We start from the raw sequence: 23762 nt of genomic DNA on the forward strand, positions 1-23762 counted from the left end.
ACATCCCAAACACAACCGCAAGACAACACGCAGCGGAGCAAACATGAACTACCCAGCCCAACTCGACGCAGGCCTTCCACCAAGACAGCAAGGAGGCCCCCCCGCAAAACCCGCCAACAAACTCACCAGCATGCGCGAGATGGGCTTGCTGCTCATCATCGCGGCGCTGTGCGTGGGCATGAGCTTCGCGTCGCCCTACTTCCTCACCTGGGACAACGTGCGCGCCATGCTGCTGTCCTTCTCCATCGAAGGCATCGTCGTCGTCGGCATGACGATCCTGCTGATCGTCGGCGGCATCGACCTGTCGGTGGGCTCGGTCGTGTGCTTCGCCATGGTGGTCACGGGCAAACTCTTCCTCATGGGCTTCGACCCGTGGACCGCCGGCCTCGTGGCCATCGGCGCGAGCGCACTCATCGGCGCCATGATCGGCGGCTGCGTCACGCGCATCGGCCTGAATCACTTCATCGCCTCGCTGGCCTTCATGGTCATCGTGCGCGGCCTGTGCCTCGCGCTCACGCAGGGCACGCCGCAGTCGCTGTTCTCGCTGCCGGCGGAGTTCAAGTTCATCGGCCAGGGCACGCTGTTCGGCATTCCGGCCGTGATCCTCATCTTCCTGGTGATCGTGGTGGTGAGCGACTTCGTGCTGCGCCGCTCCACCCTGCTGCGCCGCGTGTTCTACACCGGCAGCAACGAGAAGGCTGCGCTGTACTCGGGCATTCGCGTGGGCAACGTGAAGTTCTGGGTCACGGTGCTGTGCTCGGCCTCGGCAGGCCTGGCGGGCGTGATCTATACGGCGCGCTTCGGCGCCGCCACGCCGACCTTCGGCATGGGCATGGAACTCAACGTGATCGCCGCCGCAGTGATCGGCGGCGCCAGCCTCAAGGGCGGCTCCGGCACGGTGCTGGGCGCGGTGCTCGGGCTTGCACTGCTGTCGGTGGTGACCAGCTCGCTGATCCTGCTCGACGTGTCGCCTTACTGGCAGGACGTGATCAAGGGCCTGATCCTGCTCGCGGCCGTGACCATCGACCACCTCATGAACACGAGAAAGACCAAGCGATGAACAACCGCAACAACGCACCGATGAAAAAAACCACCCTCGGCCCCTCGGGCATCGAATGCTCGGCCATCGGCCTGGGCACCTGGGCGATGGGCGGCTGGATGTGGGGCGGCGGGGACAACGCGGCCGCCGTGCTGGCCATCCAGGCCTCGCTCGACGCGGGTGTGAACCTGATCGACACCGCGCCGGCGTACGGGCTCGGGCGCTCCGAGAGCATTGTCGGCACCGCGCTGAAGGGCCGCCGCCACGAGGCTGTCATCGCCACCAAATGCGGACTGGTGTGGCACACGCAACAGGGCACGCACTTCTTCGAAGAAGACGGCCACCCGGTGCATCGCTACCTCGGGCGCGAATCGATCGTCCATGAGTGCGAGGAGAGCCTCAAGCGCCTGCAGACCGACTACATCGACCTCTACATCACGCACTGGCAGGACAGCACCACGCGGGTCGAGGAAACGATGGGCACGCTGCTCGAACTCAAGAAGCAGGGAAAGATCCGCGCCATCGGCGTGAGCAACGTGAGCCCCGAGACGCTCGCCGAATACCTGCGCCATGGCCCGGTCGATGCGGCGCAGGAACGCTACAGCCTGATCGACCGCGAGATCGAGCAGACGCTGGTGCCGCTGTGCAGCGAGCACGACGTAGCGGTGCTGGGATATTCGTCGCTGGCGCTGGGCCTGCTGGCCGGCCCGATCGACCCCGGGCGCAACTTCACCGGCGACGACCAGCGTGCGAGCAACCCGCGCTTCAGTGCGCAGAACCGCGCAAAGCTCAAGGCCTTCTTCGACGAGCTGGAGCCGCTGCGCAAGCAGCTCGAATGCTCGTTCGGCCAATTGATGATCGCGTGGACGCTGGCGCGCGGCAGCGTCTCGGTGGCGCTGTGCGGCGCGCGCGTGAGCAAGCAGGCGGTCGAGAACGCAGCGGCCGGTTCGGTGCACCTGCGCGACGACGCACTGCAACTCATCGACGCCGCGGCGGACAAGCATTTGCGCGCATTGGCCTGACCCTCTCCACTTTCAACACAAGGACCTCTTTCGTATGTCGAAGGACAAGACCGCACGCCTGAACCGGCTGCTGAACAACGGGCGCTGCCTGGACATCGCGCTCGACCACGGCGTGTGCAACGAGCCCTCGTTCCTCAACGGGCTGGAAGACATGCCGCAGGTGATCGACAAGCTCGTGGCCGCCGGGCCCGACGCCATCCAGCTCAACCACGGCCAGGCCGATCTCTTGCAGGACCGCCCGGGCCGAGACAAGCCCGCATTGGTGCAGCGCATCGACATGGGCAACCCCTACAACGCCACCGCCCACCGCGTGATGTGGGCCGTGCTGCAGAACGAGCACGACCCGGTACTGCCGGCCGTGCAGCGCGACGCGGCCTGCGTGGTCGTCAACCTGTTCATGCTGCCGGACGAGCCCGACCTGTTCCGCCAGTGCGTGCAGAACATCGCTCGGGTGCGCGCCGACTGCGACCGCTACGGCATGCCGCTGATGATCGAGCCGCTGGTGATGCGCCCGCACAGCGAGCAGGGCGGCTACATGGTCGATGGCGACGCCGAAAAAATCGTCACGCTGGTGCGCCTTGCGCGCGAGATGGGCGCCGACATCGTCAAGGCCGACCCCACCACCGATCCCGCCGAGTTCCACCGCGTGGTGCAGGCCGCGCGCTGCCCCGTGCTCGTGCGCGGCGGCGGGCGCGAAGACCTGCAGCAGGTGTTCGCGCGTTCGCGCGTGCTGCTGGACCAGGGCGCCGTCGGCATGGTGTACGGGCGCAACGTGTACCAGCACGCCAACCCGTCGGCGGTGGTGGATGCGCTGATGGCCATGATCCACCGCGGCGCCAGCGCCAAGGAGGCGTGGGGCATCTACGAATCGGGCGGCGCGAAGAAGTAACGCAGCGCCGTCGAAAAAAAGAGAGGGAGAGGCTGTACGGCAGGCGGCGGGTTCGTCGCCGGCCGGGGTGCGCCCTGCGCGCGCGCTTTTGCAAATGGACCTGTACAACAACCTGGAGGCGACGATGAAGATCCGGTATTACCTCATGGCTTTGATGGTGCCGTTCGTCACACTGCTGACGCACGCGGCAATCACCGGGGTCAGTCCGATGACGACCCTGGGCAACATGGCGGCGGCGGTTTCAGAGGCCGTCGCCGACCCGCTCCCGCTGCAGGGTCCCGGCCTGGGCAACCTCACCTACACCTCGGCGGAACTGTTCAAGCCGGTGTCGATGATCACGAGCGCGGCGCACCCGCTCGATCCGGCGCACAGCAGCGCCTACGAGTCGCGCGAGGTGCCCGCCACCTACCCGGGCCGCAAGGACTACGGCATGAACGCGGGCATCATGATCAACGGCTACTTCCTCACCTCCTTCGCGCCGGACAGCGGCCTGGGCCCGGGCGGCTTCCTGCTGTACGACGTGTCGAACCCGCGCCAGATCCAGCTCGTCAAGAAGATCTACGAACCCGAGGCCCGCACCAAGGAGTTCCGCGAGACCCATTCCTTCGGCACCGCGAAGATCGGCGGCAAGACGTACGTGGTGTTGCCGAGCATCAACGGCGTCGAGTTCTGGGACTTCACCGACATCAACGACATCAAGCAGGTGAAGAAGCTGGCGCTGCCCGGCGTCAACGGCGGCGACTACGAGGACGTGGCCTGGCAGCTCTGGTGGCAGGCACCCTACCTGTACGTGGCGTCGGCGGGCCGTGGCATCTTCATCGTCGATGCCACGGACCCCGCGAACGCCGTGGTCGCCAACCGCGGCGCCGGCAAGCCCAATCCGGTGCCCACGGGCGAACTCGGCGGTTTCCGCATCGGCCCGATCTTCACGATGGGCAACCACATGGTGCTGACCGCAATGGAAAGCAACGGCGGTTTCGCGAGCCTGGACATTTCCGACCCGCTCAACCCCAAGGTGCTCGATTCGATCGTGGGCACCACGCCGTTCTACTACGCGACCTGCTTCGACGGCAAGAACCTGCACGCCTCCGCGCGCAACAGCGGTGCGAAGATGTACAGCTACGACCTGAGTGATCGCTCGCGCTTCGTGGCCGAGGACAACCGGCTCGTCATCGACGAACAGCTGTACTGCGCCACGCAGGACAACTACGTGATCCAGGGCGCGCAAACGCGCATCCACAAGGTGGACGTGAGCAATCCGCTCAATCACGTGGAGGTGGGCCGCGGCAGCATCCTGCGCGAGGACGACCCGAACTTCTCGCATTCGGACAACGGCCAGGTCGCGATGTTCGGCAACCTGGTCTTCGTGGGCAACGACCACGGCTCGGGCAGCGGCTTCATCGTGCATTCGGTGGACCCCGACACCACCAAGCCCGAGGTCAAACAGGTCTCGCCGGCCAACGGCGCGAAGCAGCAGGCGCTGACCTCGCGCATCGGCCTTGGCATGACCGACAACATCCGACCCGAGAGCGTGAATTCCAACACCTTCATCGTGCGGCCGGTGGGCGGCAACACGCTGGCCGGAACCTACAGCGTGCAACTGGGCATCGTCAACTTCCATCCCGACCAACCGTTGCAGCCTGGCACCAGCTATGAAGTGTTCTTGCCGGCCAACGGCGTGAAAGACTATGCGGGCAATGCCATCGGCGCGGACTACAAGTCGACCTTCAACACCGGCAACGCGACCGACATCAACCTGATGCACTACTGGACGCTGGCGGGCAACCTGTCCGACCAGATCGGCAGCAACAACGGCACGCCGGTGTCGGGCGACGCGTTCGAGAGCATCGGCCTGAACTTCGCGAACCGCACGTCCGGCGTGCCGCTGAAGAACGATTCCGTGGCCACCGTGCTCGGCGGCACCGCGTCGCTGAGCTTCTACATGAAGACCACGCAGGCGGGCGGTGCAAGTTCATGGACCGCGCCCGGCATCTTCGGGCGCGACCAGGCGAGCGGCACGGACGACGTGTTCTGGGGCTGGCTCGACAGCGGCGGGCGCATCAAGCTGTCGGCTGGCAACGACGCCGGAACCACCTCCACCGAGGTGGTGAACGACGGCGCTTGGCACCACGTGGTGCTGACGCGCGACGCCGCTTCCGGCGCCCAGGCCGTGTACGTGGACGGCGTGAAGACCAGCTCCACCGGCCCCACGGGCAACAAGGGCCTCGCGAACAAGTTCAGCGTGCTGGGGCAGATCCAGGGCAATGCCGCGCTCTTCAAGGGCACGCTGGCCGAGGTGCGCGTCTACGGCCGCGTGCTGAGCGACACCGAGGTCAACACGCTGCGCGGCCAGGCCATCATCGGCGACCCCGGCATCGGTGGCGGGCCGAAGCTGGTCAACGGCCAGCTGGTGTTCAACCCGGGCACGCTCGGCAGCGGCGGCGCGCAGTTCCGCTGGAACTTCGGCGACGGCACGCAGACGGCGTACTCGAACCAGCCGAACTACACCTACACCTACAACCGCCCCGGCCACTTCACGGTGACGCTGACGGTGAAGGACGTGAACGGCCGCGAGACCTTCTACACCTACAACCTCACCGTGATCGCCCCGGTCACGGCGCGGGCACCGACGCACACCACCAACATCGCGGGCGATGCGAACTCGGTCTACTCGGTGAACCCCGACAGCGGCACGGTCACCGCCATCGACGCGCAGACCCTGGCCAAGCGCTGGGAAACGCGCGTCGGCGACGAGCCGAAGACGCTGGCCGTCGGCCCCGACGGACGCATCTGGGTCACGGTGCAGGGCGAGGACAAGCTGGTCGCGTTGAGTGCGGCCGACGGCAGCCTCTCGACCACCGTGCCACTGGCCTACGGCAGCGGCCCCTACGGCGTGGCCTTCACGCCCGACGGCGCAAAGGGCCTGCTCACGCTGGAAAGCAAGTCGGTGCTGATGAGCTTCGACCCGAGCAACGGCAGCACCACCGGCGCGGTCGCACTCGAAGGCAATCTGCGCGGCATCGCGGTCAACGCCGACTCGCAGGTGGCTTATGTCACGCGCTTCAAGTCGAAGACGACCGGCGGCCAATTGCACAAGGTCAACCTGCAGGGCATGAGCGCCATGGCCACCATCGCGCTGCCGGTGGACACCGCCACGGTGGACACCGAGAGCCGTGCGCGCGGCGTGGCCAACTACCTGAGCCAGGTGGTGATCTCGCCGGACGGCACGCGGGCGGTGCTGCCCTCGAAGAAGGACAACATCGTGCGCGGCAAGTTCAGGGACGGCCTTGCGCTGGAGCACGACAAGACGGTGCGTTCCATCCTCTCGCAGGTCAACCTGCAGACGGCCGCGGAAGTGTTCGCCGAGCAGATCGACTTCGACGACCGCGCACCGGCGCGCGCCGCGCTGTTCTCGCCGTCGGGCGACTACCTCTTCGTGGCGCAGATGGAAGGCAACCGCGTGGCCATCGTCGATTCGTACAGCCGCTCGGTGCGCGGCGAGATCAACGCCAGCAGCGCACCGCACGGCCTGTACCTGGACGCAACGCGCAAGCGCCTGTTCGTCAACAACTTCCTGGCCCGCTCGGTGTCGGTGCATGACGTGGCTTCGGTGCTGTCGTCCGAGACGGCGTCCGCGATCTTCCTGCAGAACGTGGCGACGGTGGCGCAGGAGCCGATGGCGGCCGCGGCGCTGCGCGGCAAGCAGGTGTTCTACAACGCCTCCGACCGGCGCATGAGCAAGGACAACTACATCTCCTGCGCGAGCTGCCACGCGGATGCCGGCGACGACGGCATGGTGTGGGACTTCACCCAGCGCGGCGAAGGCCTGCGCCGCACCATCAGCCTGCAGGGGCGGCGCGGCCTGGGCCACGGCAAGCTGCACTGGACGGCCAACTTCGACGAGGTGCAGGACTTCGAGAACGACATCCGCAACGAGTTCGGCGGCACCGGCTTCCTGACGAATGCGGACTTCGCGGCCACCTCCGACCCGCTCGGTGCGCCCAAGGCCGGCAAGAACGCGCAGCTCGACGACCTCGCGGCCTACCTGAGCTCGCTGAACAAGTACATGCGCAGCCCGGCGCGCAACGCCGACGGCAGCCTGAGCGTCGATGCGGCGCGGGGCCAGGCGTTGTTCACCTCGGCGCAGTGCGTGACCTGCCACGCGGGCGGCACCTTCCGCGACGGCATCCGGCACGACGTGGGCACCATCCAGGCCTCGTCGGGCAAGGGCATGAACCAGCCGCTCGCGGGCGTCGGCTTCGACACGCCGACGCTGTCGGGCAGCTGGAACACCACCGCCTTCTTCCACAACGGCCAGGCGGCCACGCTGCAGAGCGTGCTCGACAGCGGCCACGGCAATGCCAACAGCCTGCCGGCCGCCGACGTGGTGGCGATCCGCGAGTACGTGCGCTCGCAGGACACGGCCCCGGCCGTCGTCTCGCGCATCCGCTCGGACCTCAACCCCACCCTGTGCGTGAACATCAAGGGCGCGGCGACCACCAGCGGCGCGACGGCGGTGCAATGGCCGTGCGGTACGGCGGGCAACGAGAAGTTCACGGTGACGAGCCTCACCGGCGGCTACGTGCAGTTCGTGGCCGAGCACAGCGGGCTGTGCCTGGCGCAGAACGGCACGGCGGCGACGAACGCGCCGGTGGTGCAGCTGGCGTGCACGGCGGGCAACACGGCGCAGTGGAGCATGGTCGGCGGGAGCATCCGCAACCGCGCCTCGGGTTCGTGCCTGGACGTGCCGAACAGCTCGACGGCGCAGGACACGGCGCTCATTACCTGGACTTGCAACGGCGGGAACAACCAGAACTGGACACAGCTTCCATAGCGTCAGCAGCGTTCCACGAAAGGCCGGCCGCTTCTTGCGGCCGGCCTTTTTTCATGCCGCCCATGACCTCCCACGTCATGGACCGTGCGCACCCGCTCTGGGAAAGTACCTCCATCGATCCATCAATCAACCACCAGGAGAAAACACCATGACCGGCTTCAACATCCTTCCCCTCGCAGTCGCACTGCTGATCGGCATCGCCGCGCTCGGCTCGTGCCTCGGCATCGGACTGGTCGGCCAGAAGTTCCTGGAAAGCACCGCGCGCCAGCCCGAGCTGGTCGACACGCTGCAGACCAAGTTCTTCCTGATCGCGGGCGTGACGGACGGCGCGTTCATCATCGCGACGGGCATCGCCCTCTGGTTCGCGACCGCCAATCCCTTCGGCTGAAGGGGCGCTCGCCGCAGCGCTCAGTCCGGTGCCACGTCGAGCTGCAGGATCAGGTCCCGGCTTGCCTGGTTCATGCCGGTGACGTCGACCACGCTGCCGTGCTTGCGCAGCCGTTCGACCACCTTCTTCAGCGCGGCCACGGCGGTCACGTCCCAGAAATGCGCCTGCGACACGTCGATGCGCACCGGGGCGCCGTCGATCTCGCGCACGTCGAAGGCATCGACCAGCATGTCGGCCGAGGCGAAGAACACCTGGCCGGTGACGCGGTAGATGCGCGCACCGTCTTCCCCAGACTCGGCCTGCACGTGCAGCAGCCGCGCCACCTTGAAGGTGAAGAACACGCCGCTCAGCATCACGCCCGTGGCCACGCCCGCGGCGAGGTTGTCGGTGGCGACGGTGACGGCCACCGTGGCGAGCATCACCGCGCTCGACATGCGCGGATGCCGCACCAGCGTGCGCAGCGACCCCCAGTCGAAGGTGGAAGCCGACACCATCACCATGATCGCGACCAGCGCCGCCACCGGCACCTGCGACACCCAGGGCTTGAGCAGCACCATGAGGATCAGCAGGAACGCGCCCGCGAACAGCGTCGACAGCCGCCCTCGTCCGCCGTAGCGCACGTTGCTCACCGTCTGGCCGATCATTCCGCAGCCCGCGATGCCGCCGAAGAAGCTGGCTGCCACGTTGGCCACGCCGAGGCCACTGCACTCGCGGTTCTTCGAGCTCGGTGTGTCGGTCAGCTCGTCGACCACGCTGGCGGTCATCATCGATTCGAGCAGGCCGACCATCGCGATGGCGAAGGCGGGCAGCGCGATGATGCGCAGCGTTTCGAGCGTCAGCGGCACGTCGGGCAGCGCGAAGGCTGGCAGCGCGCTCGGCAGTTGCCCGAGGTCGGCCACCGTCTTCAGCGGCAGGCCGAGCCAGTGGCCCGCCAGTGTCACCACCACGATGCACACCAGCGGCGACGGCACCGCGGTGGTGATGCGCGGCAGCAGGTAGATGATGGCGAGCCCCAGCCCCACCATGGCCCAGGTCGCGGTGTTGGCGCCGATGAAGTGCGGCATCTGCGCCGCGAAGATGAGGATGGCGAGCGCGTTGACGAAGCCGGTGCGCACCGACGACGACACGAAGCGCATCAGCACGCCCAGGCGCAGCAGGCCGAACACGATCTGCATCGCGCCTGCGAGCACGCCGGCCGCCAGCAGGTACGGCAGCCCGTGCGCATGCACCAGCGGTGCGGCCACCAGCGCCACCGAGCCGGCCGCGGCCGACACCATGGCCGGCCGTCCGCCCGTGAAGGCGATGACGATACCGATGATGAAGGAGGCGAACAGCCCGACCGCCGGATCGACGCCAGCCACGAACGAGAAGGCGATGACTTCGGGAATGAGCGCGAAGGTGGCGACGGCGCCGGCCATCAGCTCGCGGGGAATGCTGGGGCACCACTCGGTGCGCAGGCGACTGTGAGGGGAAGACATTACAGATGCGGGACAACAGGAACGGAAAGGCGACGGCTCGCGGCGCCTGTGATGGGGTTGCGGCGTGTCCGGCCGCGCGCCGACCTTACACCGAACGGGTGATGCTGCCGATCGACGCGGCTGGGGGGTGCGTGCACAGGCCACCGGGTACTCCCCTCCGCGAATGTCCCCCGCTTCGCTCCTCCTTTATTTCGCTGCGGGGAGCACCCGATGCCCTGTGCACGAGGCGAAATAAAGGAGGAGCGAAGCGGGGGACATTCGCGAAAAAGGTCACCGCGTCGGCGGGATCGCGCCCCGAAAGAAGCACTGCTGTTGCGAGTCAGTCAGTCGCGCCCCAGTGCGCACTTCGCGGACTGGCCGTTGAGTCCGGGGCCCCGTTTGTTTACTTGCGCCGGATACGCAGCATGCCTTCTTGCGCGGCCGATGCCACCAGCCGGCCGTCGCGCGCGTAGAGGCTGCCGCGGCACAGGCCGCGCGCACCGCCCGCGCTGGGTGAGTCGAGCACGTACAGCAGCCAGTCGTCCATGCGGAAATCGCGATGGAACCACATCGCGTGGTCTAGGCTGGCCGGGCGCACCTGGCCGCTCATGAAACTCAGGCCGTGCGGCAGCATCGCGGCGCGCAGCAAGCCGTGGTCGGAGGCGTAGGCCAGCAGCGCGCGGTGCACCATCGGGTCGTCGGGCAGCGGCGCGATGGCGCGCATCCAGATGGCGCTCTGCGCCGAGGTCGGGCGCACCTGCGGTTCGATCAGGTCCTCGGGGTCGACGCGGCGGTACTCGATGCCGTGCGGCTGCACCGCCTTGGAACGCCATGGCTCGGGCAGGCGGTCGCCGAGGGCGATGCGCAGGTCGAGCTCGCTGACGAGGCCATCGGGGCCATCGACCTCGGGCATGTCGAACTGGTGCTCGACGCCGTCGTCCACCGTCTGGAACGAGGCCGACATTTCAAAAATGATGCGCTCCTGCTGGCGCGCCACCACGTGGCGGGTGGTGAAGCTGCGGCCGTCGCGCACGCGGTCGACGCTGTACTCGATGGGCGCGTGCTCGCCGGGCAGCAGGAAGTAGGCGTGCATCGAATGCACGGGGCGTTCGGCGCCCACGGTGAGGCTGGCGGCCATCAGCGATTGGCCCAGCACCTGGCCGCCGAACACCGCGGGCGTGCCGATGTCCTCGCTCTGCGCCAGGAAGCGGTCGCCGCCCAGTGGCTCGAGCTGCATGAGCGCGACGAGTTCGTTGACGAGGCGGGAGGCGGTGGCGGGATCGGTGGTCATCGGAGGCATTCAGGGCAAGCGGAAACGCAGCCCTCGACCATAGCAAAGGCCGCGCCCGAAAGCTGTCGCGGGCCGGTCAGCCGGCGCTCCCGATGGGCCTATTTGTAGAAGCAGACACCCATGAAGCGGGCGCTGCAACCGGAATCCGTGCCGCCCTGGACCACGCGCACCGGCACGCCGCCCAGCAGCATCGAGCCGTCGTCGGCATACACCAGCGGCGAAGGCGCGGCCTTGGCGAAGGCGCCGCTGAGCGTTTCCTGCTCGACGTACTTGAGGTACTGACGCCGCGAAAAATCGACCTTGTCGGCCGACTTCAACGGCGCTGCCTCGTAGCGCTTGCCGTACACCGTGCCGAAGTAGCGCAGTGCCGGCCCGGTGCGGTCGCCGTACTTCACGTCGGCTTTCGCGAAGCCGGTCTGGACGAGGAAGGTGCGGTCTTCCGGCGTCAGGTCGGCGTCGAAGGCCATCAGCACGTACTGGCCTTCGAAGCTCTGGTTGCGCGCCACCTTGAGTTCGCCGATCAGCGCGGGCGTGACCTTGGTGCGGCCGTCCCAGCGCAGCAGCGCCGCCACGGACGGATCGCCGTCGAACACGTAGTGGTAGTTCTCGCCGGCAATGGCGACCTTGCGGCCGTCCTTGGCCGCCATAAAGCTCACGACCCGGTCCTTGCCGTGGACCGGGTCGCCTTCGGGCGTGCTGGCGCAGCCGATCTGCAGCAGGCCGAGGGCGGCGCAGGACAGCGCCAGAAAGATGCGACGTGCGGAGGTCGGCAACGAAAGGGAATGCACTTTTTGTCCGGGGTTCGAGTTCATCAAGCCCCGGACTTTAGCGATCGAGATCGGCGCCATCCGCGGCCAGCTTCTTCTGCAGCGCGGCCACGTCCACGCCGGCGAACGCGGTGCTGCCCAGCGATGCCGCCGCCGTGCCCGCGGCCTGCCCCATGACGAAGCAGCCGCCGCTCGCACGCGCGGCCGACTGGCCTTCGTGCGTCATCGATGCGCAGCGGCCGGCCACCAGCAGGTTGTCGACCGCCTGCGGCACCAGCATGCGCCAGGGCAGGTGGTTGTAGGCGTTGGCTTCGTCGCGCGGGAAGGCCCACTCGATGCGGCCGTCGGCGTGCATTTCCATCGGCCAGGCGTTCAGGCCGATGTTGTCGTCGAACTTCGCCGAACCCAGGATGTCCTCGCGCCCGAGCGCATACAGCCCCTGGATGCGCCGCGTCTCGCGGATGCCGACCTGCGGCGCGATCTCCACGATGGCCGACTCTGCGAAGCCCGGCACCTCGGCCTTCAAGAACTTGAAGTACTCGGCGATCTGGCGGCGGCCTTCGAGCTCGCCCTCGGTGAGCTCGCGCGCGTCGACGCCGTTCATCGCGCGGCCCTGGGCATTGCGGATCTGCGTGACGTTGGCGCGCCATTCGCGCGGGTCCTTGTTGGGCCGCAGAATGGCGCCTTCGCGCGGAAACCTGTACTTGCCCGGGTGCTGCTGCTCGGCGCGCGCCATGTAGTCGTTGATGGCCTTGAACTCGCCCACCGCTTCCAGCGCTGCCGGCGCGTCGACCTGGCCGATGCGGAACATGGTGGTCGGGAACAGCCCACTGCCGTGGCCGTCGCCCACCTCGAAGGGCACGCCGGCAAAGGCCGCCACGTCGGCGTCGCCGCTGGCGTCGATGAAGGCGTTGGCGCGAATCGCCTGGCGGCCCGACTTGGTCTCGACCACCAGCGCGGCGATGCGGCTGCCGTCGCGAACGACGGATGCGGCCAGCGCGTGGAACAGCAGTTTCACGCCGGCAGCGCCGAGCAGCTGGTCGGCGGCCAGCTTGTAGGCCGAGGTGTCGTACGAACGCACGCAGATGCGCCCGCCCATGCCGTTCTGCGGCGCGTTCATGCCGTTGAACCCGGCGATGCGGTCGATCAGCTCGTCGACCACGCCGCGCACCAGCTGCGTCATCTCGCCGTTGCGCTTGCCGTACAGACCAGCGAAGTTGGTAACGCCGCCGGCCGTGCCCATGCCGCCGAGGAAGCCGTAGCGCTCCACCAGCAGCGTGCTCGCGCCGTGGCGCGCGGCGCTCACGGCGGCGGCGATGCCGGCGGGGCCGCCGCCTACCACCACCACGTCGTATTCGCCGAAGACCGGCAGCTCGCGCGCCGGTTCATGCAATGTGCGAGACGTCGTCATCACTGCAACTTGATGCCGCGGGCCGAGATGATCCTGGTCATGATGGCCGCCTCTTCGTTGACGCGGGTGCGCATGCCGTCCGGCGAGGTGCCCACGGCCTGCCAGCCCTGCTCGAAGAGCTTGCGGCGCACGTCGGGGTTCTTCATGACCACTTCGAGTTCGCGGCTGATGCGGACCTGTGCGGCCTTCGACAGGTTGGCCGGACCGAGCAGCGCCACCCACACCTCGAGCTTGAAGTCCTTCACGCCGGCGTCGGCCAGCGGCGGGATCTCGGGCACCAGGGTGCTGCGGCCGCCCGTGAGGCCGATGGCCTTGAGCTTGCCGGCGCGGATCTGCGGCATGGCCACGCCCGGCGGAATCAGGCCCATCTGCACCTGGTCGCCCAGCATCGCGGTAATGACCTGCGGATTGCCCTGGTAGGGCACGTGCTCGGGGTTGAAGCCGGGCACGCGGGTCTTGAGCAGTTCCATGCCCAGGTGGCCGACCGAGCCGATGCCCACCGAGCCGTAGTTCCATTTGTCGCCGGCCTGGCGACCCGCGTCGAAGAATGCGGCGCCCGAGGGCAGGTTGTTCTGCGCCACCAGCACCAGCGGCGCCGTGGCAATCAGCGAGAGGTACGTGAAGTCCTTGGCCGGGTCATAAGGCAGCTTGGGGTACAGCATCTTCGACGACGTGAGGTTGCCGTTGATGACGAGGCCCAGCGTGTGGTCGTCGGTGGCCTTGGCCACCTGGTCGGCCGCGATGTTGCCCGAGGCGCCGGCCTTGTTGTCGACCACGATCGGCTGGCCCAGCGCCTTGCCCAGCGGCTCGGCGATGGTGCGCGCCGCGATGTCGGGCGTGGAGCCGCCCGGGAAGCCCACGAGCAGGCGGATCGGCTTGGTCGGCCAGGCGGCGTTCTGTGCGCTGGCGGTCAGCGGCAGTGCGGCGGCGGCGGCCAGGCCGCAGGCAATCAGGAGGGCTCTCTTGGTGGCTTGCATGGAGAAAAAGTGTGAAAAAGTTGTCAAAAAACCAGAGCAGGCCAGCTTAACTGCCGAGCGACGCGCCGGGCAAGGCGCGCCCTCGCTATTCGAGGCTGATGTTGCCCCTGCGCACCAGCTCGCCATACACCTTCGACTTGGCCTCGGCATTGCGCTCGATTTCCTCGGGCGACCAGGCCAGCGGCTCGAAGGCGAAGGTGTCGAAGCGGGCGCGGATCTCGGGGTCGGCGATGACCTTGGCCACGTCGGCATTGATTTTCGCCTTGACGGCTGCCGGCACGCCCTTGGGCGCGAGCAGCGACACGAACGAGTTGACCTCCAGCGAGGCCGGCCCGCCGGCCTCGGCCATGGTGGGCACGTCGGGCATCTGCGGAATGCGCCTGGGCGCCGCGATGGCCAGGTAGCGCAGCTTGCCGGCCTTGTAGATGCCCTGGCTCGACGGAATGCTTGCGAAGCTCCATGGCACCTCGCCGGCGCCCACGTTGGAAAACAGCTGCGACACCTCGCGGTAGGGCGCGTGGCGCATGTGGATGCCGGTGAGCGCCTCGAGCTGCTGCGCGCCCAGGTGGCCGGGGCTGCCGACGCCCCACGAGCCGTAGACGATGCCATCGGGGTTGGCCTTGGCCGCGCCGATCAGGTCGCTCATGTTCTTCCACTTCGAATCGGTGGCCACGGCCACGAAGAAGGGCGTGCGAAACAGCGAGGCCACCGGATCGAAGTGCTGCAGCGTCACGAAGTTGCGCGACTTGTACAGGTGCGGCAACGCGGCGATGTGCTCGCTGTCGAGCTGCAGCAGCGTGTAGCCGTCGGGCGCGGCGCGCCGGGCCTGGTCGATGGCGATGAAGCCGCCGCCGCCGGGCTTGTTGTCGATCAGCACGCGCTGGCCCCACAGGCGCGAGAGCTTGTCGGAGACGAGGCGCAGCACCGCGTCGGGGCCGCTGCCGGCCGCAAAGGGCGTGACCAGGGTCACAGGCTTGCTGGGGAAGTCGCCGGCTTGCGCCAGGGCCCCTGAAGCGACTGTCAGGGCAAGCCCGGCGGTCAGCAGTGCGCGCGAAAAGTTCATGGTGTCTTGTCTCCTGGGCCTGTGGCCTCGATGGTTATGGATGATGGAAGAAGCAGGCTTCAATACGGCGGAAGCATGGCGACCGCCCCGGGCCGCAGCGCCTCGGGCGCGTCGTCCAGGCAATGCTCGGGCCGCCAGGCATAGAGCCACTCGACCGCATCGTAGAAGCGCTCGGGCGAGCGTCCTGCCCACAGGCTGTTGCGCACCAGGCGCTCCACGCCCCTGGCGTGATAAAGGCGCCCCATCTCGCGCACCGACAGCACCACGCGCGCCGTGCGGGCGATGCGCGCCGCTTCGTACAGCTTGAACGCAGCAGGCATGTCGAAGCCGCAGGCCTGCACGGCGGCGCCGAGCGTCACCGCATCCTCGAGCGCCATGCATGCACCCTGCGCGAGGTACTGCATCATCGGATGCGCCGCATCGCCCAGCAGCGTGGCCGGGCCCTCGCTCCAGCGCTCGACCGGGTCGCGGTCGGCGGTACTCCAGCGGCGCCACGAAGTCGGGCGGTCGAGCAGCTGGCGCGGGCGCGCATGCACGCCCTCGAAGTACGAGAGCACTTCTTCCTTGCTGCCGTCGGTCACGCCCCACTCTTCCTGCGCGCGGCTATGGAAGGTGACGACGAGGTTGTATTGCTCGCCGTGGCGCAGCGGGTAGTGCACCAGGTGGCAGTCTGGGCCGGCCCAGACCACGGGCGCGTTCCAGCGCAGGTCGGCGGGCATGTCGGCCGCGGGCACGACGGCACGGTAGACCACGTGGCCCGACACGCGCGGCGCATCGCCGATGAGCTTGCTGCGCACCACCGACTTCACGCCATCGCAGCCGACGATGGCATCGGCCTGGAAGCGGCGGCCGTCGCGCGTGACAGCGGTCACACCGTGCGCACCAATGTCGATGGACTCGACCTGCGCCGAGGTATGGAAGCGGATCAGCGGATGCTGCTTCACGGCTTCATGGATCGCGCCGTGCAGGTCGGCGCGGTGGCTCACCGCGTACGGGTTGCCGAAGCGCGCGCGAAAGGCTTCGCCGACCGGCACCGAGGCCACTTCGCCGCAATCGACCGCGTCCATCATCACGAGCCGGTCGGTGAAGACCGAACCGCGGCGCACCGCCTCGCCCACGCCCAGCGCATCGAGCGCGGCGAAGGCATTGGGCCCGAGCTGCAGGCCGGCGCCGATCTCGCCGATGGTCGCGCTCTGCTCGAGCAGGTCGATGGCAACACCCAGGCGCGCCAGTGCCAGTGCGGCAGCCATGCCGCCGATGCCACCGCCGACCAGCAGCACGGTGGGAGGATTCTTCGATGGGGTCATGGCGGGCCTGCGCGGTGGAGGGAATCAGTCGATGTGCACTGTGAGCGAGGGCAGGCGCTCGATGCTCACCTTGATCGTCTGGCCCGGCTTCACCGCGCCCACACCTTCGGGCGTGCCCGTGAAGATCAGGTCGCCGGGCTGCAGTGTGAAGAGCGTCGACAGGTTGGCGATGACTTCGTTCACCGACCAGATCAGGTGCGTGATGTCGCTGTTCTGCCGCACCTGGCCGTCGACTTCGAGCGTGATGGCACCGGCGTTGATCTCGCCCACGTCGGCCAGCGTGCGCAGCGGCGCGATGGGCGCGGAGAAGTCGAAGGCCTTGCCGATTTCCCACGGGCGGCCCTGCTCGCGCATCTTCATCTGCAGGTCGCGGCGGGTCATGTCCAGGCCGACGGCGTAGCCGTGGATGTGGCTCGCGGCCTGCTCGGCCGGGATGTCCTTTCCGCCCTTGCCGATGGCGACCACCAGCTCGGCTTCGTAGTGGTAGTTGCTGGTGAGCGGCGGATAGGGAATCGACGCGCCCTTGCCGTCAGCCACGGGCACGACGGAGGCGTCGTCGTTCGGCTTGCAGAAGAAGAACGGCGGTTCGCGGTCGGGGTCGAAGCCCATCTCGCGCGCATGGGCCGCGTAGTTGCGGCCCACGCAATAGACGCGGCGCACGGGGAACTGCTGGTCGGAGCCCACGATGGGCAGGCCGACGATGGAAGGAGGCGTGAAGACGAAGGACATGAAAGCTCCTGCCGCGTGGACGGCACCGGGTCGAACAAACAAAAAAAGAAAAGCCGGGCGCCCGGGTTTCAGGCGTCTTCGAGGAAGGCTTCGCGCAGGATGCCCATGGCCTGCTGCACGGGGCGGTCGGAAAAGCTGAACAGCACCGTGTCTTCGTCGGGTGACGACAGGCGCAGCGGCGCCCACGAGGGCACCACGAAGGTGTCGCGCGGGCCGAACGCGAAGCGCTGGCCGCCGATCTCGGCCGTGCCGTGCCCTTCGACCACGCTGTACACCGCGCCATCGGTCGCACGGTGCGCCTTGCCCGCGAAGCCCTGGGGCAGCAGCTGCAGGTTGGTCGAGATGGTCGGCATCGGCGAGCCGCCCGTCAGCGGGTTGATGTAGCGCAGCTTGTGGCCCAGCCACGCGTCGGGCGCTTCCTGCTTCTGCAGCTGGGCCAGCGCCTCGCGGCTGCGCATATAGGGGTAGTTGAAGATCGGCGAAGTGGCCGAGGCGTGGTCGTGCCGCACCGGCACCATGTTGTGACCGAAGCGAGCGAGGCTGTTGCCTTCGGGGCGTGCCACGTGCTGCACCTTGGCGTCGTCGTTCTCGGCGAAGCCGGCGTCGAAGAAGCGCAGCATCGGGATGTCGAGGCCGTCGAGCCAAACCACCGGCTCCACGCTGCCGCCGATGCCCTCGTTGCCATGGTCGTGCCAGGCCCACGAGGGCGTGATGATGAAGTCGCCCGGATGCATGGTGGTGCGCTCGCCGCCGACAGTGGTGTAGGCGCCCTTGCCGTCGACGATGAAGCGCAGCGCCGACTGCACGTGGCGGTGCGAAGGCGCCACCTCGCCCGGCATGATGAGCTGCAGGCCGGCGTAGAGCGACTGCGTGATCGACGAATTGCCGGGCAGCGCCGGGTTCTCCAGCACCAGCACGCGGCGCACGGCCTCCTCGGCGGTGATGAGCGCGGCCGACTCCATCAACAGCGGGCGGATCTCGTCGTAGCGCCACAGCGCGGGCACGCAGGGCGTCTGCGGTTCGCGCGGCACCAGCGCGTGCAGCGATTCCCACAGCGGCGTGAGGTGCAGGGGGCCGATGCGGGCGTAGTAGTCGCGGCGTTCGGCCGCATTGGAAGGCGCGGGTTTCATGGGCGTGGGTGTCTCCGTGGCGGCATTGTTGGCCCGCACCACTATTTCCTCAAGACCACCAGCCAATACACAGAATTCGAAATTTCGATAATGGTGCCTTTCGCCGTAGCGCAAATCGCCCATGTCCAAGCTCGATCTCGAATGGCTCGCCGTGTTCGACGAGGTCTACAAGACCGGCAACGTCTCGAAGGCCGCCGAGCGGCTGGGCATGGCGCAGGCGGCGGCCAGCACCGCGCTGAACAAGCTGCGCGCGCACTTCGACGACCGCCTGTTCACCCGCACCGCGCAGGGCATGCAGCCCACGCCGCACGCCGAGCGCATCTACCCGAACCTGCGCGAGGCGCTGGCCCAGCTGGCGCAGGCCCAGGGCAACCGCAGCAGCTTCGAGCCCGCGCAGGCGCAGCGGCGCTTTCGCATCTGCATGACCGACATCAGCGAGGTGGTGCTGCTGCCCGGCCTGCTCGACCACCTGCGGCACGCGGCGCCGGGCGTGCACATCGAGACCGAGATCATCTCCACCCTCAGCGGGCGGCGCCTGCAGGACGGTGAGGTCGACCTCGCCGTGGGCTTCATGCCGCAGCTGGACGCGGGCTTCTACCAGCAGACGCTGTTCATGCAGAACTTCGTCTGCCTGGCGGCGCAGAACCATCCGCGCATCGGCGCGAAGCTCACGCGCAAGCGCTTCGAGGCGGAGGCGCATGCGGTGGTGTCCACCTCGGGCACCGGACATGCCATCGTCGACACGACCCTCGCGCGGCTGGGCCTGAAGCGCAACGTGGTGGTGCGGCTGTCGAGTTTCCTGAGCGTGGCGCGCATCGTGGCGCACACCGAACTGATCGTGATAGTTCCGCGCATCCTCGGCAACGTGCTGGCCACGCAGGAGCCGGTGAAGCTGCTGGAGCCGCCCTTCGCGCTGCCCGACTACGCGGTGAAGCAGCACTGGCACGAGCGTTTCCATGCCGACCCGGGCAATGCCTGGCTGCGGCGCACGCTGGCGCAGCTGTTCAGCGGCAGCTGACCGGGCGTGCATGCCCGGGCGACGGGCGGCGTCCGCAGGCGCGGCCCCGCTCGCATAATCGCGGCTCCTCCCACAGCCATATCCACAAAAGGCGGCCCCATGTCCTCGATCACCCTGCGCTTTCTCGCCGAACCCAGCACCGTCAACTTCGGCGGCAAGGTCCACGGCGGCACGGTCATGAAGTGGATCGACGAGGCCGGCTACGCCTGCGCGACCAGCTGGGCCAAGCGGTATTGCGTCACCGCCTTCATCGGCAGCATCCGCTTTCACCGGCCGATCATGATCGGCGACCTCGTCGAGGTCGAAGCCCGCCTGGCCTACACCGGCAACACCAGCATGAACATCTCGGTCGAGGTGCGCAGCGGCGACATGAAGGGCGGTGTGATGGAAAAGACCACCGAATGCCTGATCGTGTTTGTCTCCGTCGACTCGCACGGCCGGCCGCTGCCCGTTTCGGCCTTCGTGCCCGGCACGCCCGGAGAAATGGCGCTGGCCGAGCGCGCAAAGACGCACCTCGATGCGAGCCGCGCCGCCGGCGCGACGCCATAGACGCTCCCGGCTTCGCATGTAGACGTGAAGCTCTAATGGGGAGCACGTCGAGCGGCTAGAGTCAGGCGATCGTTTGCAAAAAGGAACATTCGCATGGCTACCCAGGACGACGACAGCAACGGCAAGGCCGCCGACCGCATCAAGGATTCCGCCCAGCAGATCTGGCTCGCAGGCCTCGGCGCCTTCGCCAAAATGCAGCAGGAAGGCAGCAAGGCCTTCGAGGCGCTGGTGAAGGACGGCGCCGGCATGCAGAAGAAGACCCAGCAGGCCGCCGAGGAAACCCTGGCCCAGGCCCAGCAGCGCATGTCCGGCTTCGCCAGCGAGTTCGGCACCAAGGCCGCGGGCCAATGGGGCAAGCTGGAGAACATCTTCGAAGACCGCGTGGCGCGCGCGCTCGAAAAACTGGGCGCACCCACCGCGGCCGACATGGCCGCGCTGCAGGCGCGCGTCGAGGCGCTCGAAGCCCAGCTGAAGAAGCAGCCGGGCGCAGCAGCCCCGCGCAAGACCACGGCCCGCAAGGCGGCCGCACCCGCCGCCAAGAAGACCTTGCGCCGCAGCAAGGCCGGCTGAACCGCGCAGGCCGCCATATCGGCCGGCCGCGTATTGCGGCACTGCACAAGAACCCGGCGCCGCAAAACATGTCCCGCACCGTTCATGGTGCGGTGCACATAGGCTAGAGTGTCCCCAAGAACACGAGCAAACGGGGGCACCGACATGGCAAAGAAGGCGCCACGCCGCACGGCGCAACGCATCCTCGAAGCCGCACTGGATCTGTTCAACCGCTTCGGGGAGCCGAACGTCTCGACGACGCTGGTGGCGGGCGAACTCAACATCAGTCCGGGCAACCTGTACTACCACTACCCGGCCAAGGAAGAGCTGATCAACAAGCTCTACGAAGCCTACGAAACCGAGCTCAACGAGCTGCTGCACGCGAGCGAGGGCGTGCACGACGTGGAGGACGCATGGTTCTTCATGCACAGCCTGTTCGAGCTGATCTGGCGCTACCGCTTTCTCTACCGCGACCTGAACGACCTGCTCAGCAAGAACCGGCTGCTGGAAACCCGGTTCCAGCTGGTGCTGAAGAACAAGGCCCGCGCCATCCGCCAGCTGATCGCCGGCCTGAGCCGCGCCGGCCATCTCGAAATCGACGTGCACGAGGTCGACACGCTGGCGCAGAGCATGGTCGTGGTGCTGACCTACTGGCTCAGCTACGAGTACGTGCGCAATCCGCGCGAGGCGCTGGAACCCGCGCATGCCCAGGGCGCGCTGATGCGCGGCGGTCATCACACCCTGCACCTGCTCGCGCCTTATCTCGAGCACGAGCAGCGGCGGCATTTGCTGACACTCAGCAACGCCTACAACGGTGAAGATGCCGCCAGCAGCGGCAGTCTCGGCGCCGGCGCCGGCGCCGCGGCATCCCCTGTCGATATGGCGGCCTAGACAACCATGCCCCACCCCGATTTCAAACCGCTCTCGCTGATGTCCGCCAGCCCGGTTGCCGCCGCCAGCCCAGGTCCCTGGACGCCTCTGCCCTGGGTCGATCTGCCCCGCTTCGACATGCGCAGCGTGCTGTCCCACTGGCCGCGCCTGCATGCCGGCCATGAGCTGCCGCTGCCGGCCGAAGGCTCGCCGCTCGCCGAGGGCTGGGCGCTGTACCACAGCGGCGAGTTCGAACGCGCCGCCGCCATCGGCCTGCAGCTGGGCGGCGAGGGAATGGCGCTGGCCAACCAGGCGACGGCGATCTACGCCAACTACCTCGAACCGCGCGAGGGCATGCGGCTCGCGATGCTGCGCCAGGTCATCGAACGCGCCAGCGCGCAGGCCGCCGCCGAGCCCGAGAACTGCCAGGCGCTCTACTGGCAGTCCTACGCGCTGGGCCGCTACAGCCAAGGCATCAGCGTGGCGCGCGCGCTGGCCCAAGGCCTGGGCAGCAAGCTCAAGGGCGCGCTGGAACGCGTGATCGAACTTCAGCCGCGGCACGCAGACGCGCACTTGGCGCTGGCCTCGTTCCATGCCGAGGTGATCGACAAGGTCGGCGCGCTGGTCGGGCGCATGACCTACGGCGTGCGCTCGGAAACCTCGGTCGCGCTGTTCGAGCGGGGCCTGGAACTGCACCCGCATTCGGCCGCCGGAATGATGGAATACGCCCGCGCGCAACTGATGCTGCACGGCGAGTCGCGCATGGGCGAGGCAACGCGGCTCTATGAAAAGGCGGCGGCGCTGAAGCCGGCCGATGCGCGCGAGCGGCTGGACGTGGAGCTCGCCCGGGCGGGACTGAAAGACTGAACTTGGTACCCAGCGGTACCGCTCAATTTAAGATGCGCGGTTTCCGCTTTTCAATTCGAGCCCCATGTCCGACCTCAACGCCCAATTCGAAGCCGCCCAGGCCAACTCCAAGCTGCTCGCCGAGCGCCCCGACAACCCGACGCTGCTGAAGATCTACGGCCTGTTCAAACAAGCGACCGAGGGCGACAACACTGCCAAGAAGCCCAGCTTCAGCGACGTCGTTGCGCGCGCCAAGTGGGATGCGTGGACGGCCCAGAAGGGTGCGAGCGCGGACGAGGCCAAGCAGAAGTACATCGACCTGATCGAGTCGCTGCGCGGCTGATCTCCTTCAGCCCACGATCCCGCGCGCATGCAGCGCGGCGATCTGCTCGGCGCTCAGGCCGATCTCCTTGAGCACCGCATCGGTGTCCGCACCCAGCGCCGGTGCGTTGTGCCGGTGGCTCGCCGGCGTGAGCGAGAGCTTGGGCACGAAGCCGGGCACCGCGAGCGCGCTGCCATCGGGCATGCGCACCTGCTGCAGCATGCCGCGTGCCGCATAGTGCGGGTCGGCCGCGATGTCGGCGATGGTGTAGATGCGGCCGCCCGGCACATGCGCCGCAGCCAGCGCGGCCAGCACCTCGTCCACGCTGCGCTGCGCGGTCCAGGCGCCGATGGCGGCGTCCAGCATCTCGACCTGCGCCACGCGGCCCGTGTTGCCGGCCAGCGACGGGTCGGCCGCCAGGTCGGGCCGGCCGGTGCACTCCATCAAGCGGCGGAAGATGCTGTCGCCGTTGCCCGCGACGATGGCATAGCCGCCATCCGCGCAGCGGTAGGCGTTGGTCGGCGCGATGCCGGGCAAGGCGCTGCCGGCCGCCTCACGCACCGCGCCGAACGCGCCGTACTCGGGCAGCAGGCTTTCCATGCAGTTGAAGACCGCCTCGTAGAGCGCCACGTCGATCACCTGCCCGCGGCCCTTCGGATATTCGGCGCTCACCGTGGCATGCCGGTGCTGCATGGCCAGCAGCACGCCGATCACGCCGTGCAGCGAGGCCAGCGTGTCGCCGATCGACACGCCCACGCGCACCGGCACGCGGCCCGGCTCGCCCGTGAGGTGGCGCAGCCCGCCCATGGCCTCGGCCACCACGCCGAAGCCGGGGCGGTCGCGGTAGGGCCCGGTCTGGCCGTAGCCGCTGATGCGCAACATGACGAGCGCGGGGTTGGCGGCCAGCAGTTCGTCGGGGCCGAGGCCCCAGCCTTCCATCGCGCCCGGGCGGAAGTTCTCGATCAGCACATCGGCCTCGGCCGCGAGCTGCCGCACGATGGCCTGCGCCTCGGGCTCGCGCAGGTCGAGCGCCAGCGAGCGCTTGTTGCGCGACTGCACCTGCCACCAGACGGAGGTGCCGTCCTTCAGCAGCCGCCAGGTGCGCAGCGGATCGCCCGCGCCGGGCGGCTCGATCTTGATCACCTCGGCACCGAAGTCGCCCAGCGTGCGCGCCGCGAAAGGCCCGGCGATCAGCTGCCCGAGCTCGATGACCTTGAGGCCGGCCAGCGGGCCCGCGGCCGGAGGGGAAGAGGTTGTGGTCGTCGTCATGGCACCAGAGTGTGCCGTGCCACCGCCGTCCGGAT

General features: G+C 68.1%; 21 protein-coding genes. 11 read left to right on the forward strand and 10 right to left on the reverse strand.

What is annotated here, in order from left to right; all coding sequences use genetic code 11:
• The first annotated feature begins 43 nt into the window (after nt 1-43).
• The 5 genes from ASC92_RS12065 (at nt 44) to atpE (ending at nt 8172) form a co-directional block, all read left to right on the forward strand.
• On the forward strand, nt 44-1060 hold the full coding sequence (locus tag ASC92_RS12065) for an ABC transporter permease (RefSeq protein WP_056515283.1): 1017 nt from the start codon (nt 44-46) through the stop codon (nt 1058-1060).
• A 20-nt stretch (nt 1061-1080) separates the two neighbouring features.
• Nucleotides 1081-2061 (forward strand): aldo/keto reductase, encoded by a 981-nt coding sequence (locus tag ASC92_RS12070; RefSeq protein WP_056516352.1) that lies wholly within the window; start codon nt 1081-1083, stop codon nt 2059-2061.
• 34 nt (nt 2062-2095) lie between these two features.
• Nucleotides 2096-2950, forward strand: coding sequence for a class I fructose-bisphosphate aldolase (locus tag ASC92_RS12075; protein WP_056515286.1), 855 nt, complete (start codon nt 2096-2098; stop codon nt 2948-2950).
• Between the two features lie 124 nt (nt 2951-3074).
• The gene (locus tag ASC92_RS12080; protein ID WP_056516355.1) at nt 3075-7784 is read left to right on the forward strand and encodes an Ig-like domain-containing protein; all 4710 of its coding nucleotides are present in this window, start codon (nt 3075-3077) and stop codon (nt 7782-7784) included.
• A 148-nt stretch (nt 7785-7932) separates the two neighbouring features.
• A complete protein-coding gene (atpE, locus tag ASC92_RS12085) occupies nt 7933-8172 on the forward strand; it encodes a F0F1 ATP synthase subunit C (RefSeq protein ID WP_007835387.1) in 240 nt (79 codons plus the stop codon).
• 20 nt (nt 8173-8192) lie between these two features.
• On the opposite strand, the gene ASC92_RS12090 is transcribed toward atpE, so the two are convergent.
• The 9 genes from ASC92_RS12090 to gtdA all read right to left on the reverse strand — a co-directional run bounded on the left by ASC92_RS12090 (nt 8193) and on the right by gtdA (nt 18304).
• Complete coding sequence (locus tag ASC92_RS12090; protein ID WP_056515288.1) at nt 8193-9650, reverse strand: SulP family inorganic anion transporter; 1458 nt, start codon at nt 9648-9650, stop codon at nt 8193-8195.
• Nucleotides 9651-10032: 382 nt separating this feature from the next.
• Nucleotides 10033-10920, reverse strand: a complete 888-nt coding sequence (locus ASC92_RS12095; RefSeq protein ID WP_056515291.1) for an acyl-CoA thioesterase — start codon at nt 10918-10920, stop codon at nt 10033-10035.
• Nucleotides 10921-11018: 98 nt separating this feature from the next.
• Nucleotides 11019-11693 (reverse strand): hypothetical protein, encoded by a 675-nt coding sequence (locus ASC92_RS12100; RefSeq protein WP_235505800.1) that lies wholly within the window; start codon nt 11691-11693, stop codon nt 11019-11021.
• A gap of 52 nt (nt 11694-11745) precedes the next feature.
• Nucleotides 11746-13098, reverse strand: a complete 1353-nt coding sequence (locus tag ASC92_RS12105) for an FAD-dependent oxidoreductase (RefSeq protein ID WP_056515295.1) — start codon at nt 13096-13098, stop codon at nt 11746-11748.
• The gene (locus tag ASC92_RS12110) at nt 13098-14075 is read right to left on the reverse strand and encodes a Bug family tripartite tricarboxylate transporter substrate binding protein (protein WP_056515298.1); all 978 of its coding nucleotides are present in this window, start codon (nt 14073-14075) and stop codon (nt 13098-13100) included. Before ASC92_RS12110 ends, ASC92_RS12105 begins: the two co-directional genes overlap by 1 nt.
• Nucleotides 14076-14160: 85 nt before the next feature.
• Nucleotides 14161-15138, reverse strand: coding sequence for a Bug family tripartite tricarboxylate transporter substrate binding protein (locus ASC92_RS12115; protein ID WP_056515301.1), 978 nt, complete (start codon nt 15136-15138; stop codon nt 14161-14163).
• 59 nt (nt 15139-15197) lie between these two features.
• Nucleotides 15198-16445 carry a 3-hydroxybenzoate 6-monooxygenase gene (locus tag ASC92_RS12120; protein ID WP_056515304.1) on the reverse strand — a complete coding sequence of 416 codons (1248 nt, stop codon included), beginning with the start codon at nt 16443-16445 and terminating at the stop codon, nt 15198-15200.
• Nucleotides 16446-16469: 24 nt separating this feature from the next.
• Nucleotides 16470-17174, reverse strand: a complete 705-nt coding sequence (locus ASC92_RS12125; protein WP_056515308.1) for a fumarylacetoacetate hydrolase family protein — start codon at nt 17172-17174, stop codon at nt 16470-16472.
• Between the two features lie 68 nt (nt 17175-17242).
• The gene (gtdA, locus tag ASC92_RS12130; protein WP_056516358.1) at nt 17243-18304 is read right to left on the reverse strand and encodes a gentisate 1,2-dioxygenase; all 1062 of its coding nucleotides are present in this window, start codon (nt 18302-18304) and stop codon (nt 17243-17245) included.
• A 121-nt stretch (nt 18305-18425) separates the two neighbouring features.
• Between gtdA and ASC92_RS12135 the strand changes: the two genes are divergently transcribed.
• The 6 genes from ASC92_RS12135 (at nt 18426) to ASC92_RS12160 (ending at nt 22479) form a co-directional block, all read left to right on the forward strand.
• Nucleotides 18426-19322 carry a LysR family transcriptional regulator gene (locus tag ASC92_RS12135; protein ID WP_056515313.1) on the forward strand — a complete coding sequence of 299 codons (897 nt, stop codon included), beginning with the start codon at nt 18426-18428 and terminating at the stop codon, nt 19320-19322.
• A 99-nt stretch (nt 19323-19421) separates the two neighbouring features.
• Complete coding sequence (locus ASC92_RS12140) at nt 19422-19871, forward strand: acyl-CoA thioesterase (RefSeq protein WP_056515316.1); 450 nt, start codon at nt 19422-19424, stop codon at nt 19869-19871.
• Nucleotides 19872-19964: 93 nt separating this feature from the next.
• On the forward strand, nt 19965-20441 hold the full coding sequence (locus ASC92_RS12145) for a phasin family protein (protein WP_056515320.1): 477 nt from the start codon (nt 19965-19967) through the stop codon (nt 20439-20441).
• Between the two features lie 144 nt (nt 20442-20585).
• Entirely contained in the window at nt 20586-21311 is a 726-nt protein-coding gene (locus ASC92_RS12150; RefSeq protein ID WP_056515322.1) for a TetR/AcrR family transcriptional regulator, read from the forward strand.
• A gap of 6 nt (nt 21312-21317) precedes the next feature.
• Nucleotides 21318-22157 carry a hypothetical protein gene (locus ASC92_RS12155; RefSeq protein ID WP_082519581.1) on the forward strand — a complete coding sequence of 280 codons (840 nt, stop codon included), beginning with the start codon at nt 21318-21320 and terminating at the stop codon, nt 22155-22157.
• A gap of 64 nt (nt 22158-22221) precedes the next feature.
• Nucleotides 22222-22479 (forward strand): acyl-CoA-binding protein, encoded by a 258-nt coding sequence (locus ASC92_RS12160; RefSeq protein ID WP_056515325.1) that lies wholly within the window; start codon nt 22222-22224, stop codon nt 22477-22479.
• Between the two features lie 6 nt (nt 22480-22485).
• Here the strand turns inward: ASC92_RS12160 and ASC92_RS12165 are convergent, their stop codons facing one another.
• Nucleotides 22486-23727: a CaiB/BaiF CoA transferase family protein gene (locus ASC92_RS12165; protein WP_056515327.1), complete on the reverse strand. Its 1242-nt coding sequence runs from the start codon at nt 23725-23727 to the stop codon at nt 22486-22488.
• Nucleotides 23728-23762: the final 35 nt, after the last annotated feature.

The sequence above is a fragment of the Variovorax sp. Root411 genome (assembly GCF_001425205.1).
GTDB lineage: Bacteria > Pseudomonadota > Gammaproteobacteria > Burkholderiales > Burkholderiaceae_C > Variovorax.

Coding starts and splice junctions, on each gene's coding strand:
- ASC92_RS12165 (WP_056515327.1), bottom strand. CDS start 23,727: ATGACGACGACCACAACCTCTTCCCCTCCGGCCGCGGGCCCGCTGGCC.
- ASC92_RS12145 (WP_056515320.1), top strand. CDS start 19,965: ATGGCTACCCAGGACGACGACAGCAACGGCAAGGCCGCCGACCGCATC.
- ASC92_RS12135 (WP_056515313.1), top strand. CDS start 18,426: ATGTCCAAGCTCGATCTCGAATGGCTCGCCGTGTTCGACGAGGTCTAC.
- ASC92_RS12075 (WP_056515286.1), top strand. CDS start 2,096: ATGTCGAAGGACAAGACCGCACGCCTGAACCGGCTGCTGAACAACGGG.
- ASC92_RS12115 (WP_056515301.1), bottom strand. CDS start 15,138: ATGAACTTTTCGCGCGCACTGCTGACCGCCGGGCTTGCCCTGACAGTC.
- ASC92_RS12140 (WP_056515316.1), top strand. CDS start 19,422: ATGTCCTCGATCACCCTGCGCTTTCTCGCCGAACCCAGCACCGTCAAC.
- ASC92_RS12065 (WP_056515283.1), top strand. CDS start 44: ATGAACTACCCAGCCCAACTCGACGCAGGCCTTCCACCAAGACAGCAA.
- ASC92_RS12070 (WP_056516352.1), top strand. CDS start 1,081: ATGAAAAAAACCACCCTCGGCCCCTCGGGCATCGAATGCTCGGCCATC.
- ASC92_RS12110 (WP_056515298.1), bottom strand. CDS start 14,075: ATGCAAGCCACCAAGAGAGCCCTCCTGATTGCCTGCGGCCTGGCCGCC.
- ASC92_RS12090 (WP_056515288.1), bottom strand. CDS start 9,650: ATGTCTTCCCCTCACAGTCGCCTGCGCACCGAGTGGTGCCCCAGCATT.
- ASC92_RS12155 (WP_082519581.1), top strand. CDS start 21,318: ATGCCCCACCCCGATTTCAAACCGCTCTCGCTGATGTCCGCCAGCCCG.
- atpE (WP_007835387.1), top strand. CDS start 7,933: ATGACCGGCTTCAACATCCTTCCCCTCGCAGTCGCACTGCTGATCGGC.
- ASC92_RS12095 (WP_056515291.1), bottom strand. CDS start 10,920: ATGACCACCGATCCCGCCACCGCCTCCCGCCTCGTCAACGAACTCGTC.
- ASC92_RS12105 (WP_056515295.1), bottom strand. CDS start 13,098: ATGACGACGTCTCGCACATTGCATGAACCGGCGCGCGAGCTGCCGGTC.
- ASC92_RS12150 (WP_056515322.1), top strand. CDS start 20,586: ATGGCAAAGAAGGCGCCACGCCGCACGGCGCAACGCATCCTCGAAGCC.
- ASC92_RS12125 (WP_056515308.1), bottom strand. CDS start 17,174: ATGTCCTTCGTCTTCACGCCTCCTTCCATCGTCGGCCTGCCCATCGTG.
- gtdA (WP_056516358.1), bottom strand. CDS start 18,304: ATGAAACCCGCGCCTTCCAATGCGGCCGAACGCCGCGACTACTACGCC.
- ASC92_RS12160 (WP_056515325.1), top strand. CDS start 22,222: ATGTCCGACCTCAACGCCCAATTCGAAGCCGCCCAGGCCAACTCCAAG.
- ASC92_RS12080 (WP_056516355.1), top strand. CDS start 3,075: ATGAAGATCCGGTATTACCTCATGGCTTTGATGGTGCCGTTCGTCACA.
- ASC92_RS12120 (WP_056515304.1), bottom strand. CDS start 16,445: ATGACCCCATCGAAGAATCCTCCCACCGTGCTGCTGGTCGGCGGTGGC.